At 67.2% G+C, this 16,912-nt stretch carries 16 protein-coding genes; 9 read left to right on the top strand and 7 right to left on the bottom strand.

Annotated features, from left to right (window positions below; translation table 11 throughout):
* Window positions 1-35: 35 nt before the first annotated feature.
* The 6 genes from gyrB to dnaA form a co-directional block, all read right to left on the bottom strand.
* Window positions 36-2,105, bottom strand: coding sequence for a DNA topoisomerase (ATP-hydrolyzing) subunit B (gyrB, locus tag ACZ5CR_RS21260; protein ID WP_389902727.1), 2,070 nt, complete (start codon window positions 2,103-2,105; stop codon window positions 36-38).
* Between the two features lie 265 nt (window positions 2,106-2,370).
* A complete protein-coding gene (locus tag ACZ5CR_RS21265; protein ID WP_389902729.1) occupies window positions 2,371-2,934 on the bottom strand; it encodes a DciA family protein in 564 nt (187 codons plus the stop codon).
* A gap of 25 nt (window positions 2,935-2,959) precedes the next feature.
* Window positions 2,960-4,081: a DNA replication/repair protein RecF gene (recF, locus tag ACZ5CR_RS21270; RefSeq protein WP_468859655.1), complete on the bottom strand. Its 1,122-nt coding sequence runs from the start codon at window positions 4,079-4,081 to the stop codon at window positions 2,960-2,962.
* Window positions 4,082-4,153: 72 nt separating this feature from the next.
* The gene (gnd, locus tag ACZ5CR_RS21275) at window positions 4,154-5,038 is read right to left on the bottom strand and encodes a phosphogluconate dehydrogenase (NAD(+)-dependent, decarboxylating) (RefSeq protein ID WP_389902735.1); all 885 of its coding nucleotides are present in this window, start codon (window positions 5,036-5,038) and stop codon (window positions 4,154-4,156) included.
* Window positions 5,039-5,128: 90 nt separating this feature from the next.
* Window positions 5,129-6,259, bottom strand: a complete 1,131-nt coding sequence (gene dnaN, locus ACZ5CR_RS21280) for a DNA polymerase III subunit beta (protein WP_468859658.1) — start codon at window positions 6,257-6,259, stop codon at window positions 5,129-5,131.
* Between the two features lie 917 nt (window positions 6,260-7,176).
* Entirely contained in the window at window positions 7,177-9,087 is a 1,911-nt protein-coding gene (gene dnaA / locus ACZ5CR_RS21285; RefSeq protein ID WP_468859659.1) for a chromosomal replication initiator protein DnaA, read from the bottom strand.
* Window positions 9,088-9,454: 367 nt separating this feature from the next.
* Between dnaA and rpmH the strand changes: the two genes are divergently transcribed.
* From rpmH to ACZ5CR_RS21330, 9 genes are all read left to right on the top strand, one after another.
* Window positions 9,455-9,592, top strand: coding sequence for a 50S ribosomal protein L34 (gene rpmH / locus ACZ5CR_RS21290; protein ID WP_006381191.1), 138 nt, complete (start codon window positions 9,455-9,457; stop codon window positions 9,590-9,592).
* A 20-nt stretch (window positions 9,593-9,612) separates the two neighbouring features.
* On the top strand, window positions 9,613-9,984 hold the full coding sequence (gene rnpA, locus ACZ5CR_RS21295; protein ID WP_468859661.1) for a ribonuclease P protein component: 372 nt from the start codon (window positions 9,613-9,615) through the stop codon (window positions 9,982-9,984).
* Window positions 9,981-10,340, top strand: a complete 360-nt coding sequence (yidD, locus tag ACZ5CR_RS21300; RefSeq protein WP_383272410.1) for a membrane protein insertion efficiency factor YidD — start codon at window positions 9,981-9,983, stop codon at window positions 10,338-10,340. Before rnpA ends, yidD begins: the two co-directional genes overlap by 4 nt.
* A 3-nt stretch (window positions 10,341-10,343) precedes the next feature.
* A complete protein-coding gene (gene yidC / locus ACZ5CR_RS21305) occupies window positions 10,344-11,639 on the top strand; it encodes a membrane protein insertase YidC (RefSeq protein ID WP_468859664.1) in 1,296 nt (431 codons plus the stop codon).
* Between the two features lie 14 nt (window positions 11,640-11,653).
* Window positions 11,654-12,175 (top strand): Jag family protein, encoded by a 522-nt coding sequence (locus tag ACZ5CR_RS21310; RefSeq protein ID WP_383272414.1) that lies wholly within the window; start codon window positions 11,654-11,656, stop codon window positions 12,173-12,175.
* A gap of 100 nt (window positions 12,176-12,275) precedes the next feature.
* Window positions 12,276-12,992 carry a 16S rRNA (guanine(527)-N(7))-methyltransferase RsmG gene (gene rsmG, locus ACZ5CR_RS21315; RefSeq protein WP_468859666.1) on the top strand — a complete coding sequence of 239 codons (717 nt, stop codon included), beginning with the start codon at window positions 12,276-12,278 and terminating at the stop codon, window positions 12,990-12,992.
* Window positions 12,993-13,319: 327 nt separating this feature from the next.
* The gene (locus ACZ5CR_RS21320) at window positions 13,320-14,396 is read left to right on the top strand and encodes a ParA family protein (protein WP_468859952.1); all 1,077 of its coding nucleotides are present in this window, start codon (window positions 13,320-13,322) and stop codon (window positions 14,394-14,396) included.
* Window positions 14,393-15,541, top strand: coding sequence for a ParB/RepB/Spo0J family partition protein (locus ACZ5CR_RS21325; protein WP_468859668.1), 1,149 nt, complete (start codon window positions 14,393-14,395; stop codon window positions 15,539-15,541). The genes ACZ5CR_RS21320 and ACZ5CR_RS21325 overlap by 4 nt, the downstream gene beginning before the upstream one ends.
* A 307-nt stretch (window positions 15,542-15,848) precedes the next feature.
* Window positions 15,849-16,466 (top strand): GNAT family N-acetyltransferase, encoded by a 618-nt coding sequence (locus ACZ5CR_RS21330; protein WP_468859670.1) that lies wholly within the window; start codon window positions 15,849-15,851, stop codon window positions 16,464-16,466.
* Between the two features lie 101 nt (window positions 16,467-16,567).
* Here the strand turns inward: ACZ5CR_RS21330 and trxA are convergent, their stop codons facing one another.
* Window positions 16,568-16,900 (bottom strand): thioredoxin, encoded by a 333-nt coding sequence (trxA, locus tag ACZ5CR_RS21335; protein WP_135332065.1) that lies wholly within the window; start codon window positions 16,898-16,900, stop codon window positions 16,568-16,570.
* Window positions 16,901-16,912: the final 12 nt, after the last annotated feature.

Genomic DNA, 16,912 nt, shown 5'->3' on the forward strand with positions numbered 1-16,912 from the left:
CAAAGTCCTTTCGAGGTGCGGCTCGTACGGCCGACTCAGATGTCGAGGAAACGAACGTCCTTGGCATTGCGCTGAATGAACGAGCGCCGTGCCTCCACGTCCTCTCCCATCAGCACCGAGAAGAGGTCGTCGGCCTGCGCCGCGTCGTCCAGGGTGACCTGGCCGAGAACGCGGTGGTCCTGGTCCATCGTCGTGATGCGCAGCTCCTCGGCGTTCATCTCACCGAGACCCTTGAAGCGCTGGACCGAGTCGTCCCTGAAGCGCTTGCCGGCCTGGCGGCCGAGCTCGACCAGCGCGTCGCGCTCGCGGTCGGAGTACGCGTACTGGAAGTCGTCCCGGCTCCACTTGATCTTGTAGAGCGGCGGGCGCGAGAGGTACACGTGCCCGGACTCGACGAGCGGCCGCATGAAGCGGAACAGGAACGTCAGGAGCAGGGTGTTGATGTGCTGGCCGTCGACGTCGGCGTCCGCCATCAAGATGATCTTGTGATAGCGGAGCTTCTCGATGTCGAAGTCCTCGTGCACGCCCGTGCCGAAGGCCGAGATCAGGGCCTGGACTTCCTGGTTCTGCAGGATCTTGTCGATCCGCGCCTTCTCGACGTTCAGGATCTTGCCTCGGATGGGCAGAATCGCCTGGTACATCGGGTTGCGGCCGGACTTCGCCGAACCACCGGCGGAGTCACCCTCGACGATGAAGATCTCGCACTTCGTCGGGTCGTTCGACTGGCAGTCGCTCAGCTTTCCGGGCAGGGAAGCTGATTCGAGCAGGCCCTTGCGGCGGGTCAGGTCGCGCGCCTTGCGGGCGGCGACGCGGGCCGTGGCGGCCTGGATGCCCTTGCGGATGATGTCCGAGGCCTCGTTCGGGTTCCGGTCGAACCAGTCCGTGAGGTGCTCGTGCACGACCTTCTGTACGAAGGTCTTCGCTTCGGTGTTGCCCAGCTTGGTCTTGGTCTGGCCCTCGAACTGCGGCTCGCCCAGCTTCACCGAGATGATCGCCGTCAGACCCTCGCGGATGTCCTCACCCGTGAGGTTGTCGTCCTTCTCGCGCAGCAGCTTCTTCTCGCGCGCGTACCGGTTGACCAGGCCCGTCAGCGCGGCCCTGAAGCCCTCCTCGTGCGTACCGCCCTCATGCGTGTGGATCGTGTTCGCGAAGGAGTAGACCCCTTCGGTGTACTGCGAGTTCCACTGCATGGCGATCTCGGCCGAGAGCATGCGCTCCTTGTCCTCGGCCTCGACGTCGATGACGGTCGGGTGAATCATCTCTCCCTTACGGGAGTTGAGGTACTTCACGAAGTCGACGATGCCGCCTTCGTAGTAGTACGTCACCGTGCGGGCCTCGTCGACGGCGTCGTCCTTCGCCTCGACCGAGTCCGCACCCGCCGTCGCCTTCGCCGACTCGCGCTCATCAGTGAGTTTGATGGTCAAACCCTTGTTGAGGAACGCCATCTCCTGGAAGCGCCGTGCCAGCGTCTCGAAGGAGTACTCGGTCGTCTCGAAGACGTCCGGGTCTGCCCAGAAGGTGACCGTGGTGCCCGTGTCCTTGGTCGCCTCGTGCTTGGCGAGCGGGGCCGTCGGCACACCCAGCTTGTAGTCCTGGGTCCAGCGGTAGCCGTCGGTCTTGATGTCGACGGCGAGCTTCGTCGACAGTGCGTTCACGACGGAGACACCGACGCCGTGCAGACCACCGGAGACCGCGTATCCGCCGCCGCCGAACTTGCCGCCCGCGTGCAGCACGGTGAGCACGACCTCGACGGCCGGCTTCTTCTCGACGGGGTGAATGCCCACCGGGATGCCTCGGCCGTTGTCGACGACGCGTACGCCGCCGTCGGCGAGGATCGTGACGTCGATGGTGTCCGCGTGCCCGGCGAGGGCCTCGTCGACGGAGTTGTCGACAACCTCTTGCACGAGGTGGTGCAGGCCACGCTCACCGGTCGACCCGATGTACATGCCAGGCCGCTTGCGAACCGCGTCCAGACCCTCGAGGACGGTGATCGCGCTGGCGTCGTACAAGGCTGTCACCTCGCCGTGCTCACCAGCGACGGTAGACGGGATGTTCTCGTTGGGGTTGCCGGAATCGGCCACGAAGCGCCCTTTCTGGCACAGCACAAGCCAAGCACCCGGCGGTGGCCGGAGCGGCTGCGTCGTTCAGCGATAGTCAGCGTTGTTCTATGCGTCCCACAAGTGGGGCGGGATTAGCTTCCAGTCTACCGGTAGCGCCGACAGTGATGGGGGTTTGCCGGTACCTGAGTCCGCATGTGCCGTCCTGAACCGGCCTCGCCCGACTCCCCATATGCGGCCCGGGGCCCTAGGAGGCTCACAGCGGCACTCAGCGCTTCGGGGTGTCAACCCCGAGCTACCAACCGGTACGGCCTCATCCGTAGGTGTCGCCGGGGCCCGTGCTGCCCGGTGCGCGCAAGGGTCCGAAGCGCCGCGAGGGGCCTTGGGGGCCAAGGACTTTGATGAGGCGCACGGTGCCGTGCCCCAGGTCCTCGTTGAGGCGCGCGACCAGCTGCGGGGCCAGGAGGCGCAGGTTCGTCGCCCACGCCGTGGAGTCGCACTGGACGGTCAGGATCCGCTCGTTCTCGTCGTACCTCTGCGGGACGCAGTGGTTGGCCAGGTCCTCGCCGACGATCTGCGGCCAGCGGCCCATCACCCCGCCGACGGCGGCCGGCGTCTCCCAGCCCCGCTCGGTGATCAAGCGGTTGATCGCGGAGCCGAGCGGCTGCGGGTCACGCCCGTCGGCGCGCGCACCGGACCGAAGACCGCCCCTGCGGGCCTGCTTCTTCTGCTGCGCGGCGTCGCCACGCGCGCGTGCCTGCTCCTTGGCGGCCCGGAGGGCGACGCGGGCGAGATCGACGCCGGAGGGCTCGGGCACCTTCGGCGTGTCCTTGGCCGAGTCCTGGGGAGTGTCCTTGGCGGGCTCTTCGGCGCTCATACGCACTCCCGGCTCAGGCGCGTGGTCATACGCGCTCCACCGCGCCGTCCGACACGGCGAACCGCGCCCCGGCGAGCACGCCCGGCACGTCGTCGTCCACCGCGGCGGTCACAAGGACCTGCTCGCCCGGCGCCACCAGCTCCGCGAGGCGCTCCCTGCGGCGCGCGTCGAGCTCCGCGAACACGTCGTCCAGGACGAGCACCGGTTCGTTCCCCTCGGCGCGCAGCAGGTCGTACGAGGCCAGGCGCAGCGCCAGGGCGTACGACCAGGACTCACCGTGGCTCGCGTACCCCTTCGCGGGGAGCTGGCCGAGGCGCAGGAGCAGGTCGTCGCGGTGCGGCCCGACCAGCGTCACGCCCCGCTCGATCTCCTGCTTGCGTGCCTCTTCGAGGGCGGCGATCAGCTGCTCGTACAGAGCCTCACGCGTGTGGCCCTCGCCCGGCGCCGACGGCTTGTAGTCGAGCGTGACGGGGCCACCGCCGGGTGCCAGCTGCTCGTACGCCTTGTCGGCGAGCGGCTGCAGCGCGGCGATCAGGTCGAGCCGCTGCGTGAGCAGTTCGGCGCCCACGCTCGCGAGGTGCTGGTCCCACACGTCGAGGGTGGACAGGTCCATGGAGCGCCCGCCGTGCCGCCGCGCCAGGGCGGCCGACTTCAGGAGGGTGTTGCGCTGCTTCAGTACGCGGTCGTAGTCGGAGCGCACGCCCGCCATGCGGGGGGAGCGCGCCGTGATCAGCTCGTCGAGGAAGCGCCGGCGCTCACCGGGGTCGCCCTTGATCAGCGCCAGGTCCTCGGGGGCGAACAGCACCGTACGCACGATTCCGAGTACGTCACGGGGCCTGACCTGCGACGACCTGTTGATGCGAGCACGATTGGCCTTGCCCGGATTGAGCTCGAGCTCGATCAACTGCTGGCGCTCGCCCTGCCGGACCGCGGCCCGGATGACGGCGCGCTCGGCGCCCATGCGCACCAGCGGGGCATCCGATGAGACCCGGTGGCTGCCGAGCGTGGCGAGATAGCCGACGGCCTCCACGAGGTTCGTCTTGCCCTGGCCGTTGGGGCCCACGAACGCGGTGACGCCCGGATCGAGAGGGACCTCGACCCGGGCGTACGAGCGGAAGTCGGCCAGCGACAGATGCGTGACGTGCATGGTGTGCGCCGACCTCCCCCGGCCTACTTCACTTGCTGACAGGCCTGCGCGGCTTCCCGCACAGGCTGTGGATCAGTTCTCGCTCTTGGACTCGACGGCGTGGCCGCCGAACTGGTTGCGCAGCGCCGCGATCATCTTCATCTGCGGGGAGTCGTCCTGCCGCGAGGCGAAGCGGGCGAAGAGCGAGGCCGTGATCGCGGGCAGCGGCACGGAGTTGTCGATGGCGGCTTCCACCGTCCACCGGCCCTCGCCGGAGTCCGCCGCGAAGCCGCGCAGCTTCGCCAGGTGCTCGTCGTCGTCCAGGGCGTTGACCGCCAGGTCGAGCAGCCAGGAACGGATGACCGTGCCCTCCTGCCAGGAGCGGAAGACCTCACGCACGTCCGTGACGGAGTCGACCTTCTCCAGGAGCTCCCAGCCCTCGGCGTAGGCCTGCATCATGGCGTACTCGATGCCGTTGTGAACCATCTTCGAGAAGTGGCCCGCGCCGACCTTGCCCGCGTGCACGGAACCGAAGTCACCCTCGGGCTTGAGGGCGTCGAAGATCGGCTGGACCTTCGCGATGTTCTCGGCGTCGCCGCCGTACATCAGCGCGTAGCCGTTCTTCAGGCCCCAGACGCCTCCGGAGACGCCGCAGTCGACGAAGCCGATGCCCTTGGCGGCGAGTTCTTCGGCGTGCTTCTCGTCGTCCGTCCAGCGGGAGTTTCCGCCGTCCACGACGACGTCACCGGGCTGGAGCAGCTCGCCGAGCTCGTCGACGGTGGACTGGGTCGCGGCTCCGGCCGGAACCATCACCCAGATGACACGCGGGCCCTTGAGCTTGCCCACAAGCTCTTCGAGGCTGGGGACATCCGCGACATCCTGGTTGCGGTCGTATCCGATGACGGTGTGGCCTGCGCGGCGGATGCGCTCGCGCATGTTGCCGCCCATCTTGCCGAGGCCGACGAGACCGAGCTCCATCAGTGGTTCCTTACAGTAGCGATGTGGCGTGGAGGCACCTTCGTACCCGCGTCCGAGCCTACGCCCGGACGCCCGCTCACACCTGTGGGCTCAGCCGCTCAGACGTACCGGCATGATCAGGTACTTGTACGCCTCGTCGGCCTCCGCGTCCACAGCCGGCCTGCCGCTCAGGAGCGCGGGCTTCGTGGACGTCGTGAACGAGAGCTGAGCGACCGGGGAGTCGATCGCGCTCAGGCCGTCGAGCAGGAACGTCGGGTTGAAGGCGATCGAGACGTCGTCGCCATCGAGCTGGGCGTCGACCCTCTCCACAGCCTGTGCGTCGTCGCTGGAGCCCGCCTCCAGGATCAGCACGCCCTGCTCGAAGCTGAGCCGCACCGGAGTGTTCCGCTCGGCCACCAGGGCCACGCGCTTCACGGCCTCGACGAACGGGGCGGTCTCGATGACCGCGATCGAGTTGAACTCCGTGGGGAAGAGCGTCTTGTACTTCGGCAGGTCGCCCTCGAGGAGACGGGTGGTCGTACGCCGCCCTGCGCCCTCGAAGCCGATCAGCCCCTCACCGGCACCGGACCCTGACAGCGCCAGGGTGACCGTGTCGCCGCTCGTGAGCGCCTTGGCGGTGTCCAGGAGCGTCTTGGCGGGGACCAGGGCCACCGCGGAGGCCTCGGGGTTCTCCGGCTTCCACAGGAACTCGCGGACCGCGAAGCGGTAGCGGTCGGTGGAGGCCAGGGTGACCTTGTCGCCCTCGATCTCGATGCGTACGCCGGTCAGGACGGGCAGCGTGTCGTCGCGGCCCGCGGCGATGGCCACCTGGGAGGCGGCGGAGGCGAAGACCTCACCGGGGACCGTGCCGGTCGCTGTGGGCATCTGCGGCAGCGCGGGGTACTCCTCCACAGGAAGCGTGTGGAGTGTGAACCGCGAGGAGCCGCAGACCACCGTGGCCCGTACACCGTCTGTGGAGATCTCCACCGGACGGTTGGGAAGGGCGCGGCAGATGTCAGCGAGCAGCCGGCCGGAGACGAGGACCGTGCCCTCGTCGTCGATCTCGGCGTCCACGGAGACACGGGCCGAGACCTCGTAGTCGAAGCTGGACAGGCTCAGTGCGCCTTCCTCGGCCTTCAGCAGCAAGCCCGCCAGGACAGGTGCCGGAGGCCGGGCCGGGAGACTGCGCGCCGCCCACGCCACCGCCTCTGCGAGTACGTCGCGTTCCACCCGGATCTTCACTTAGCCGCCCTCCTGCTGTTGCTGGCACTGGGGACCAGTCTGACGCACCGCACTGACAGCGGGTGCCCGTCGGGGTCAAGTCGTGGCGAGCGGCGTCGGAGGACCGGAGGGCGAGTTGTGCACAGGCCCCTCTTCCAAGCTAATTCCCCGGTAACTCTAAGTGGGAGTAGTAGTAGGGCCTGTGGAAACCGTGGATAACCCCGTTTTCGCAGGTCAGTGCCGGTTTTTTATCCACTGAGCCTGTGGGTGGAGGCGGTGGACAACCGGTGGTTTCTGTGGACGGGCGAAAGTTCTGCACACCCGGTGCACAGGCAAGGGGTACTTCTCCCCAGCGCTGTCCCCAGCTTTACCCACCTTCCCCACAGGCCAACCGACCACGTTGGTGTGACGCCTTTCACTCGGCACGGTGACGGGGCGCGTTGCGTTGCCGAACAGTGGACAGCCGTGTGGAGAAGCTGGGAAAAGCTGGGGACAACCGGCTCGAGCCTGTGGGCGGCCGGTGGACAAGTTCATGCACACCCTGTGGACGAGATTTTCATCCACAGCCTGTGGAGAGTCTTCGTCCACGAATCCACAACCACCTGACCTGGCTTGATGATCCCTCAGCAGGGTCCCCTGTGGACATCATCTGGACAACTTCCCGGTCCCCAGGGTGTGGAGGGGAAAAAGAGCACAGATCTGTGGAGAACAGGCCTCTCAGCTGGGGAAATCGAACAGTGGAGAGGGTCGGACGGGGTCCACGCGCGCGTACGCAACGGCAAAGGGCGCCCCGGAAGTTGTTCCGGGGCGCCCTTCAGCGGCGTTTCAGCGATGTGTCCGCGTGGCTCTCAGCGGCTCTCAGAGCATCTGTCGGTGCGGTTGTCGGTGCGGCTGCCGACGTCTGTCGGTGTGTCCGCCATGCGTCTGCCGTGCGTCTGTCAGCCGTTCTTGATGCGGTTGGTGAGCTCGGTGACCTGGTTGTAGATCGAGCGCCGCTCGGCCATCAGGGCGCGGATCTTGCGGTCGGCGTGCATGACCGTCGTGTGGTCGCGGCCGCCGAACTGCGCGCCGATCTTGGGCAGGGAGAGGTCCGTCAGCTCGCGGCAGAGGTACATCGCGATCTGGCGCGCCGTCACCAGGACGCGGCTGCGCGAGGATCCGCAGAGGTCGTCCACCGTGAGACCGAAGTAGTCCGCCGTCGCGGCCATGATCGCCGGAGCCGTGATCTCGGGGGCCGCGTCCTCGCCGCCCGGGATCAGGTCCTTGAGGACGATCTCCGTAAGACCCAGGTCCACCGGCTGCCGATTGAGCGAGGCGAAGGCCGTGACCCGGATCAGCGCGCCCTCGAGCTCACGGATGTTGCGTGAGATGCGGGACGCGATGAACTCCAGGACCTCCGGCGGGGCGTTCAGCTGCTCCTGCACCGCCTTCTTACGAAGGATGGCGATACGCGTCTCCAGCTCCGGCGGCTGGACGTCGGTGATCAGTCCCCACTCGAAGCGGTTGCGCAGCCGGTCCTCCAGGGTCACCAACTGCTTGGGCGGCCGGTCACTGGAGAGCACGATCTGCTTGTTCGCGTTGTGGAGCGTGTTGAAGGTGTGGAAGAACTCCTCCTGCGTCGACTCCTTGCTCGCGAGGAACTGGATGTCGTCGACGAGCAGGATGTCCATCTCGCGGTACCGCTTGCGGAAGGTGTCGCCCTTGCCGTCGCGGATGGAGTTGATGAACTCGTTCGTGAACTCCTCGGAGCTCACATAGCGCACGCGCGTGCCGGGATAGAGGCTGCGGGCATAGTGCCCGATCGCGTGCAGCAGATGCGTTTTGCCAAGGCCCGACTCTCCGTAGATGAAGAGGGGGTTGTACGCCTTGGCGGGCGCCTCGGCGACGGCAACGGCCGCCGCGTGCGCGAAACGGTTCGACGCACCGATCACGAAGGTGTCGAAGAGGTACTTCGGGTTGAGGCGCGCGGTGGGCTCGCCGGGGGCCGACGCGGGGGCCGGCTGCGCGGCCAGCGGGCCAGGGGCGCCGTGACCGTGGACGCCGTGACCGTTGCCCCGGGGGTTGGAGTGCCCGCCGGACCCAGGGGACTGCTCGTGCCGGTCACGCCGGTCGTGGCGGTCCTGCTGGTCCTGCCGGTCGTGACGCTCCTGGCGGTGTTGTTCGTAAGGGGAGTGCGTGGAGTGCCCCTGCGGCGGCTGCGACCGGTAGTCGTGCTGCTGCTGGGGGCTCGCGTACGGGTCCCGCTCGGGGAAGCCCAGTCTCTGCTGCTGCCAGCCGTAGTCGTCCTGCTGCTGGGGCGGCTGCTGGTGTTGCTGCTGCGGCCAGGCGCCGGGTCCTGGGCGCTGATAGTCGGGGTACGCGGGGCGGGCGGTCGGCAGCTGGTCCGGCCCGCGACCCGAGGAGTGCTCGTCCGGGGCGCGGCGGCCGTAACCGTCGTACGCGTCGTGCCCCTGGCCGGGGCCCGGGTGCTGCTCGGGCTCTTCGTAGCGCTGCTGCTGCTGGCCGGACTGTTGCTGGAGGGGCTGCTGCTGCATGGGCGGCGCCGGCGGGGTGGGCCGGTCCATGGGGTCACCGACCGAGTCGTCCACCGTGATGGCGATACGGATCGGGCGGCCGCACTCACGGCTCAGCGACTCGCTGACGATGGGGGCAAGACGGCCTTCGAGCACGCCCTTGGCGAACTCGTTCGGCACGGCGAGCAGCGCGGTGTCGGCCACAAGCGCCAGTGGCTGGCAGCGCTTGATCCAACGCTCGTCCTTCGCGTCGACCCCGTGCCCCCGCCCCTCACCCAGCAGCTGCTCCAGAACTCGTGGCCACACTGCGGCAAGATCGGCAGGTACATCAGCCACAGGGCACGCTCTCTCATGGGGTCCCACGAAGGTGTGGTTCTAGGGACGGAAACCGGGATGGGCGGGGAGAAGGGAATGAATCGGAGTTTGGCCACGGTAGTCAGGGCAACGGCTGCGGTTCAAGTTGTTGTCCACAGGCTGTGCACAGTGTCTCTCCCTGACGGTCGGTTTGACCGGATGGCGTAGCCCCGCGTACCGTGACCAGGTCGAGTTGTCGATGGCTGCTGCCGCCTGCCTCCGATGGGCAAAGATCACGATCTGTGATTGTGAAGCGGTGCACTCGGTGCGTATTCGCGAGCTTCTCGTGGGCGCACGGTGACAGCCAGGCGATGTCCCGCCACCACACAATCATTTCTGGAGCCCCCGAGTGAGCAAGCGCACCTTCCAGCCGAACAACCGTCGCCGCGCCAAGACCCACGGCTTCCGCCTGCGGATGCGCACCCGTGCCGGCCGCGCGATTCTCGCGAACCGTCGTGGCAAGGGTCGCGCCAGCCTTTCCGCTTAATCGCATTAGGTCATGACGTCGTGCTGCCTACCGAGCATCGGCTGAGGCGGCGCGAAGATTTCGCGACCGCGGTACGCCGAGGACGACGGGCCGGACGCCCGCTTCTCGTCGTCCATCTACGTAGCGGTGCAACGGACCCGCACGTGCCTGGGGAGAGCTCTCCTCCGACGCGTGCGGGTTTCGTCGTGAGCAAGGCCGTTGGCGGAGCTGTCGTACGCAACACGGTGAAGCGCAGGCTTCGCCACCTGATGCGTGACCGGGTGGCCCAGCTGCCCCCCGGTAGCCTGGTAGTCGTACGAGCGTTGCCCGGTGCGGGCGACGCCACCCATGCACAGCTGGCCCAAGACCTGGATGCCGCTCTTCAGCGGCTGCTGGGAGGGGGCGCTCGATGAAGTACCCACTGCTGGCTCTGATCAAGCTGTATCAGTGGACGATCAGTCCGTTGCTTGGTCCGGTGTGCAAGTACTACCCGTCATGCTCCCGCTACGGCTACCTGGCCATTGACCGGCACGGTGCGATCAAGGGAACGGCGCTGACGGCCTGGCGCATCCTGCGGTGCAATCCGTGGTCGCTCGGTGGTGTCGACCATGTCCCACCGCGCAAGCGCCCGCGGTGGCACGAGATGCTGCGCGCCATGTGGCGCGAACGCAAGGGCGGGCCCTCCGCCGCTGGCGTGCCGTCCGGGGAGATCTCCCCGGATACCCCTGGCCCGGCCGCCGAGACCCCGTCCCATGCTCAAGGAGCCTGATTAGTGGACACGATTGCCAGTCTGTTCAGCTTCATCACGACACCCGTTTCCTGGGTCATCGTCCAGTTCCACTCGCTGTACGGGGCCATTTTCGGCCCTGACACGGGCTGGGCCTGGGGCTTGTCCATCGTGTCCCTGGTGATCCTGATCCGTATCTGCCTGATCCCGCTCTTCGTGAAGCAGATCAAGGCGACCAGGGCGATGCAGACGCTGCAGCCCGAGATGAAGAAGATCCAGGAACGCTACAAGAGCGACAAGCAGCGTCAGTCCGAAGAGATGATGAAGCTGTACAAGGAGTCGGGCACCAACCCGCTCTCCTCGTGCCTTCCCATCCTGGCGCAGTCGCCGTTCTTCTTCGCCCTGTACCACGTGCTCTCCGGCATCGCGTCGAACGACACCATCGGCGTCATCGACAAGCCGCTGCTCGAGAGCGCGCAGAAGGCGCACATCTTCGGCGCCCCGCTGGCCGCGAAGTTCATGGACAGCGAGGACAAGGTCGCGGCGCTGCACGCCTCGCTGACCGACGTCCGCGTCGTGACCGCGATCATGATCGTGATGATGTCGTTCTCGCAGTTCTACACACAGCGCCAGCTGATGACGAAGAACGTGGACACGACGGTCAAGACGCCGTTCATGCAGCAGCAGAAGATGCTGATGTACGTCTTCCCGATCATGTTCGCCGTGTTCGGCATCAACTTCCCCGTCGGTGTCCTCGTCTACTGGCTGACCACCAACGTGTGGACCATGGGTCAGCAGATGTTCGTGATCCGTCGGAACCCGACTCCGGGCTCCAAGGCCCAGGCCGCGTTCCTGGAGCGCCTGCAGAAGCAGCTCACGCACACCAAGAAGGTGCGGGGCCGTGGCAACACGAACGTCATGAAGGCGATCGTCGCCAAGGGCCGTGACCGCAACGAGTTCGAGCGCAAGTTCATCAACGGTCTGAGCAAGGCGGGCCTGGTGGCCCAGGCCGACGGCTCCGTCGCGCCGAGTGACTCCGCTGTCGCCACGGAGACCGAGGACGGCACTCCGGCCGCCGGTGGCGGTGCCCCGAAGCGGCAGCAGCCCAAGCGCCAGAGCAAGTCGCAGCGCCAGTCCGCCGCCGCACAGAGCAAGGCGGAGAGTGACACGGAGACGGCTTCGGATGCGAAGACGTCACTGGAGAAGACTCAGGACGAGCCTGAGGACGCCACTCCCAAGGGCACGCCCGCGGGTGGCAAGTCCGGGTCAGGTAACGCACGCCAAGCCAAGTCGGGGCAGCGCAAGGGCCAGCAGCGGCCCAAGCACCCGTCCAAGAAGTAGAAGGAGTCCATCCCGTGACGGAAGGCACCACCGCCCCCGCCGAGGCCGAGGTCGAGGCCGGAGACACTCTCACCCGTCTTGAGCAGGAGGGTGAGATCGCGGCGGACTACCTCGAGGGTCTGCTGGACATCGCCGATCTCGACGGCGACATCGACATGGACGTAGAGGCCGACCGCGCCGCTGTCTCGATCATCAGCGACTCGAACGGCCGCGATCTGCAGAAGCTCGTCGGCCGTGACGGTGAGGTCCTGGAGGCGCTTCAGGAGCTGACACGCCTCGCCGTGCACCGTGAGACCGGTGACCGCAGCCGCCTGATGCTGGACATCGCGGGCTACCGCGCCAAGAAGCGCGAGGAGCTCTCCGAGCTGGGCGCCAAGGCCGCGGCCGAGGTGAAGAGCTCCGGCGAGCCGGTCAACCTCAAGCCGATGACGCCCTTCGAGCGCAAGGTCGTGCATGATGCGGTCAAGGCCGCCGGTCTGCGCAGCGAGTCCGAGGGCGAGGAGCCGCAGCGCTTCGTCGTCGTGCTTCCCGCCTGATCGCACGTTGTTTTCCCGGCCCCGTCTGTTCGCAGGCGGGGCCGGTCTTTGTCAGCCTGATAGTCAGCCATCCCCAGTGCGGTACGGAAGGACGGTCCCCGTGACGGAGGCAGCGGAGCTCCCCTCGGCGCCCGAGCAGGCCCGGGCGGTATTCGGTGAGCGCTTCTCGGACGCGGTCCGGTACGCGGAGTTGCTGGCCGACGCGGGAGTGCAGCGCGGACTGATCGGCCCCCGCGAAGTGCCCCGGCTGTGGGAGCGGCATCTGCTGAACTGCGCGGTCCTCTCCGAGGTCGTGCCCGAGAACGTGATGGTGTGCGATGTCGGCTCGGGGGCGGGTCTGCCCGGGATTCCGCTGGCTCTCGTCCGGCCGGATCTGAAGATCACGCTGCTTGAACCCCTGCTGCGGCGGACGACCTTCCTCACCGAAGTGGTCGAGCTGCTCGGACTCGACCACGTGACCGTCGTGCGTGGCCGCGCCGAGGAGGTCCTTGGGAAGCTGCCTCCCGTCCACGTGGTGACCGCGCGGGCGGTGGCGCCGCTGGACCGCCTCGCGGCCTGGGGCGTGCCGCTCCTGCGTCCGTACGGGGAGATGCTGCTGCTCAAGGGCGACACGGCGGAGGAAGAGGTCAAGGCCGCAGGGGCCGCTCTGAGCAAGCTCGGCGCGGTCAACACCTCGGTGTTGCACGTCGGTGAGGGCGTGGTGGACCCGCTGTCCACGGTCGTGCGGGTGGAGGTCGGGGAGAGCCCCGGCGGTGTGCGCTTCGCGGCCAAGCGCGCGAAGGCTGCCCGGACGGGGCGGACTCGGCGTCGCCGCTGAGCGGTGCCGCTCTCGTTGCCGAGCGGTCTTGCGCTCGTCGGCCAGCGTCTTGCGTTCGTCGTTGATCCGTCGTGACGACGAGCCTTACTCCACAAAAGCTGCCAAACGTACGCATACCGGGGTGTCGCGCAAGCGGCACCCCGGCTGCCGTGCATCGTGTTTCACGTGAAACGTCGCTCACTGCTGCATGGCATCATCAGTCGCGGCCGCGCTGCGGAACCTCGCGACCGCCGCCCACTCGGTTCCCTCAACAAGGGGACGGAGTTGTCCACAGAGGTGGATTCGTCCACACAAGACCGGGCCTCGCTGGTTCATGACCCTCAAAGCATGGGAGGCTCTGTTCATTGCGAGCCTGAAGTCGAGGAGAGTGAATCCTTGCGGTCCGACGCCAACATCGCGGGACCGATGACCGATCCGGTCCCCGGTCCCCGTACCGAGTCGGCGGGGGAGGATGTTTCACGTGAAACACCGCCCCCGATGGACGACACCCCAATCGGTCGTGCTGCCCAACTGGCGGTCGAAGCCCTTGGTCGTGCAGGCGAGGGCCTGCCACGACCCGAGCAGACCCGAGTCATGGTGGTCGCCAATCAGAAGGGTGGAGTGGGCAAGACGACGACAACCGTCAATCTCGCCGCTTCGCTCGCTCTGCACGGCGCGCGCGTCCTGGTCGTCGACCTCGACCCGCAGGGCAACGCCTCCACGGCTCTGGGGATCGATCACCACGCCGAAGTGCCATCCATCTACGACGTGTTGGTCGACAGCAGGCCGCTCTCCGAAGTCGTGCAGCCGGTCGCTGACGTCGAGGGACTCTTCTGTGCCCCGGCCACCATCGATCTCGCCGGTGCGGAGATCGAGCTTGTGTCGCTGGTGGCACGGGAGAGCCGACTGCAGCGGGCGATCCAGGCGTACGAGCAGCCGCTGGACTACATCCTCATCGACTGCCCGCCGTCGCTCGGTCTACTGACGGTCAACGCTCTGGTCGCCGGCGCGGAGGTGCTGATCCCCATTCAGTGCGAGTACTACGCACTGGAGGGTCTCGGGCAGCTCCTGCGCAACGTCGACCTGGTGAGGGGGCACCTCAACCCCAACCTGCACGTCTCGACGATCCTGCTCACCATGTACGACGGCCGGACCCGGCTCGCCTCACAGGTGGCAGACGAGGTACGAAGCCACTTCGGCGAAGAAGTTCTGCGGACGAGCATTCCCCGCTCGGTCCGTATCTCCGAGGCGCCGAGTTACGGGCAGACCGTGCTGACCTACGATCCGGGGTCGAGCGGTGCCCTCTCGTACTTCGAGGCGGCACGGGAGATCGCGCTACGCGGCGTCGGAGTTCGCTACGACGTACAGCACGCCCAGATGGGCGCTCAGAATGATCAGCACAGTATGACGAAGGGGATGCAGTGAGCGAGCGACGGAGAGGGCTGGGTCGTGGCCTCGGCGCCCTGATCCCTGCGGCCCCGACGGAGAAGTCGACCGCCCAGGCCATGGGCGGAGCTACGACTTCGCCTGGTGCTGTACCGGTGCTGACCGCCGAGCGGGGGGTGGCGGCCGCGAAGGTGGCGGCCCTCCCGCAGAGCCCCGTTTCACATGAAACGGAGCAGCCGCTGAACGGAGCGGTGGAGACCGAGGAGAGTCCGGTCGGTGCGCACTTCGCCGAGCTGCCTCTCGACTACATCACGCCCAACCCGAGGCAGCCTCGCGAAGTCTTCGACGAGGACGCTCTTTCTGAGCTTGTCACCTCCATCAAGGAGGTCGGGCTTCTCCAGCCTGTGGTCGTACGACAGGTAGGGGCCTCGCGCTACGAGCTCATCATGGGTGAGCGGCGCTGGCGGGCTTGCCGTGAGGCCGGACTCGAGCGCATCCCGTCGATCGTCCGTGCGACGGACGACGAGAAGCTTCTCCTGGACGCGCTCCTTGAGAACCTGCACCGCGCACAGCTGAACCCGCTGGAAGAGGCTGCCGCCTACGACCAGCTGCTCAAGGACTTCCACTGCACGCACGACCAGCTGGCGGACCGGATCGGCCGTTCCCGTCCGCAGGTCTCGAACACGCTGCGGCTCCTGAAGCTGTCGCCCGCGGTTCAGCGCAGGGTCGCTGCCGGAGTGCTCTCCGCGGGCCACGCTCGTGCTCTGCTGTCCGTCGAGGACTCGGAGGAGCAGAACCGCTTGGCGCTCCGGATCGTGGCCGAGGGGCTCTCGGTGCGGGCCGTCGAGGAGATCGTGACCCTCATGGGTTCGCGACCGCAGAGTGCCCCGCGGGCCAAGGGGCCGCGTGCTGGCGGTCGGGTGTCGCCGTCGCTGACCAACCTCGCCAGTCGTCTCTCCGACCGGTTCGAGACCCGCGTGCGGGTGGACCTGGGGCAGAAGAAGGGCAAGATCGTCGTCGACTTCGCCTCGTTGGAGGACCTGGAGCGCATTCTCACGACGCTCGCTCCGGGCGAGGGTCCGGTCCTGACGAACGGACTCGCTGAGGACTCCGCCGAGGAATCTGCCGAGGAATCTGCCGAGGGTTCCGCTGAGGACGACACGTCCGAGGGCGAAAAGGCCTGAGCCTCATCAGCCAGTCCGCTGAGAGCGGGCCGTGTCCGGTGTGTACCGGAACACGGCCCGCTCTTTGCTTTCTTACGGTATCGGTGCAATCGCATCGTGGATACGATGCGATTGGGTATGGCGCATCCAGCTGACGGCACCTCATTGGGGAGGAGAGGGCCATGCGATCGGTGAGCCGCACCGGATTGATGACTGCGGGCCTTGGGCTGGGAGCGGTCGGCGGATTCGTCGGCAGCCTGCTGAAGGAACGGAGCGCTCTGACTGCTGCCCGTGATGCGGCAGGCGAAGGAAGTGAGGAACAGCCTTCATGGGGCGTCGGCTCGTACCGCTCACGCTGGACAACCTTCCGGACCTTCCCCAGCGTTGCCGGACGTGTGTCTTCTGGGAGCTGGACCCGGTCCGCGGCCAAGCCGCGGTAAAGGCCGGTACGCCGGAGCTCGAGAAGGAGGCGTGGATCTCCGCCGTCCTGCTGGAGTGGGGATCCTGCGGCCGAGTCGTCTACGTCGATGAGGTTCCGGTCGGCTTCGTGCTGTACGCCCCACCGGCGTACGTGCCTCGCGCCACCGCCTTCCCGACGAGCCCCGTGTCCCCCGATGCCGTTCAGCTGATGACCGCCTGGATCATGCCGGGCTATCAGGGCCAGGGAATCGGCCGTGTCATCGTCCAGACGGTGGCGAAGGATCTGCTGCGGCGCGGGTTCAAGGCGATCGAGGCCTTCGGGGATGCCCGATGGGAGAAGCCCGCCTGTGTGCTGCCCGCCGATCACCTACTGGCGGTGGGCTTCAAGACGGTCCGCCCGCATCCCTCATATCCGCGGTTGAGGCTTGAGCTGCGGACGACGCTCTCCTGGAAGGAAGACGTCGAGATGGCGCTCGACCGGTTGCTCGGGGCGGTGCAGAAGGAGCCTGTGCTCCGACCGCTCTGACTCACCCCTGTCATGCCTGTCATGCGAATGGGCCAACCCCGGAGGGTTGGCCCATTCGTGTTTCACGTGAAACAACGCGTCGCTTGCCGCGGCGCCGCTCGTTACTCGGCGATGAAGTCCGCGAGGTCGCGCTCCAACGCGGCCTTCGGCTTGGCGCCGACGATCGTCTTGGCCACCTCGCCACCCTGGTACACGTTCAGGGTCGGGATGGACATGACGCCGTACTTGGCCGCGATGCCCGGGTTCTCGTCGATGTTGAGCTTGACGATCTCGATCTTGTCGCCGTGCTCGGCCGCGATCGCCTCGAGAGACGGCGCGATCTGGCGGCACGGTCCGCACCAGGCGGCCCAGAAGTCCACCAGGACGGGCTTGTCGTTCTTCAGGACGTCTTCCTCGAAGGAGGCGTCGGTCACGTTCTTCAGAGTGCCGGCCACGGCGGGCTCCTT

It is taken from the genome of Streptomyces sp. NPDC031274 (assembly GCF_055570235.1).

What these genes read in the sequence shown, in the direction of transcription:
- ACZ5CR_RS21330 (WP_468859670.1), top strand. Translation starts at nt 15,849, where the DNA reads ATGGGGCGTCGGCTCGTACCGCTCACGCTGGACAACCTTCCGGACCTT.
- recF (WP_468859655.1), bottom strand. Translation starts at nt 4,081, where the DNA reads ATGCACGTCACGCATCTGTCGCTGGCCGACTTCCGCTCGTACGCCCGG.
- ACZ5CR_RS21320 (WP_468859952.1), top strand. Translation starts at nt 13,320, where the DNA reads ATGGGAGGCTCTGTTCATTGCGAGCCTGAAGTCGAGGAGAGTGAATCC.
- yidD (WP_383272410.1), top strand. Translation starts at nt 9,981, where the DNA reads ATGAAGTACCCACTGCTGGCTCTGATCAAGCTGTATCAGTGGACGATC.
- ACZ5CR_RS21265 (WP_389902729.1), bottom strand. Translation starts at nt 2,934, where the DNA reads ATGAGCGCCGAAGAGCCCGCCAAGGACACTCCCCAGGACTCGGCCAAG.
- gnd (WP_389902735.1), bottom strand. Translation starts at nt 5,038, where the DNA reads ATGGAGCTCGGTCTCGTCGGCCTCGGCAAGATGGGCGGCAACATGCGC.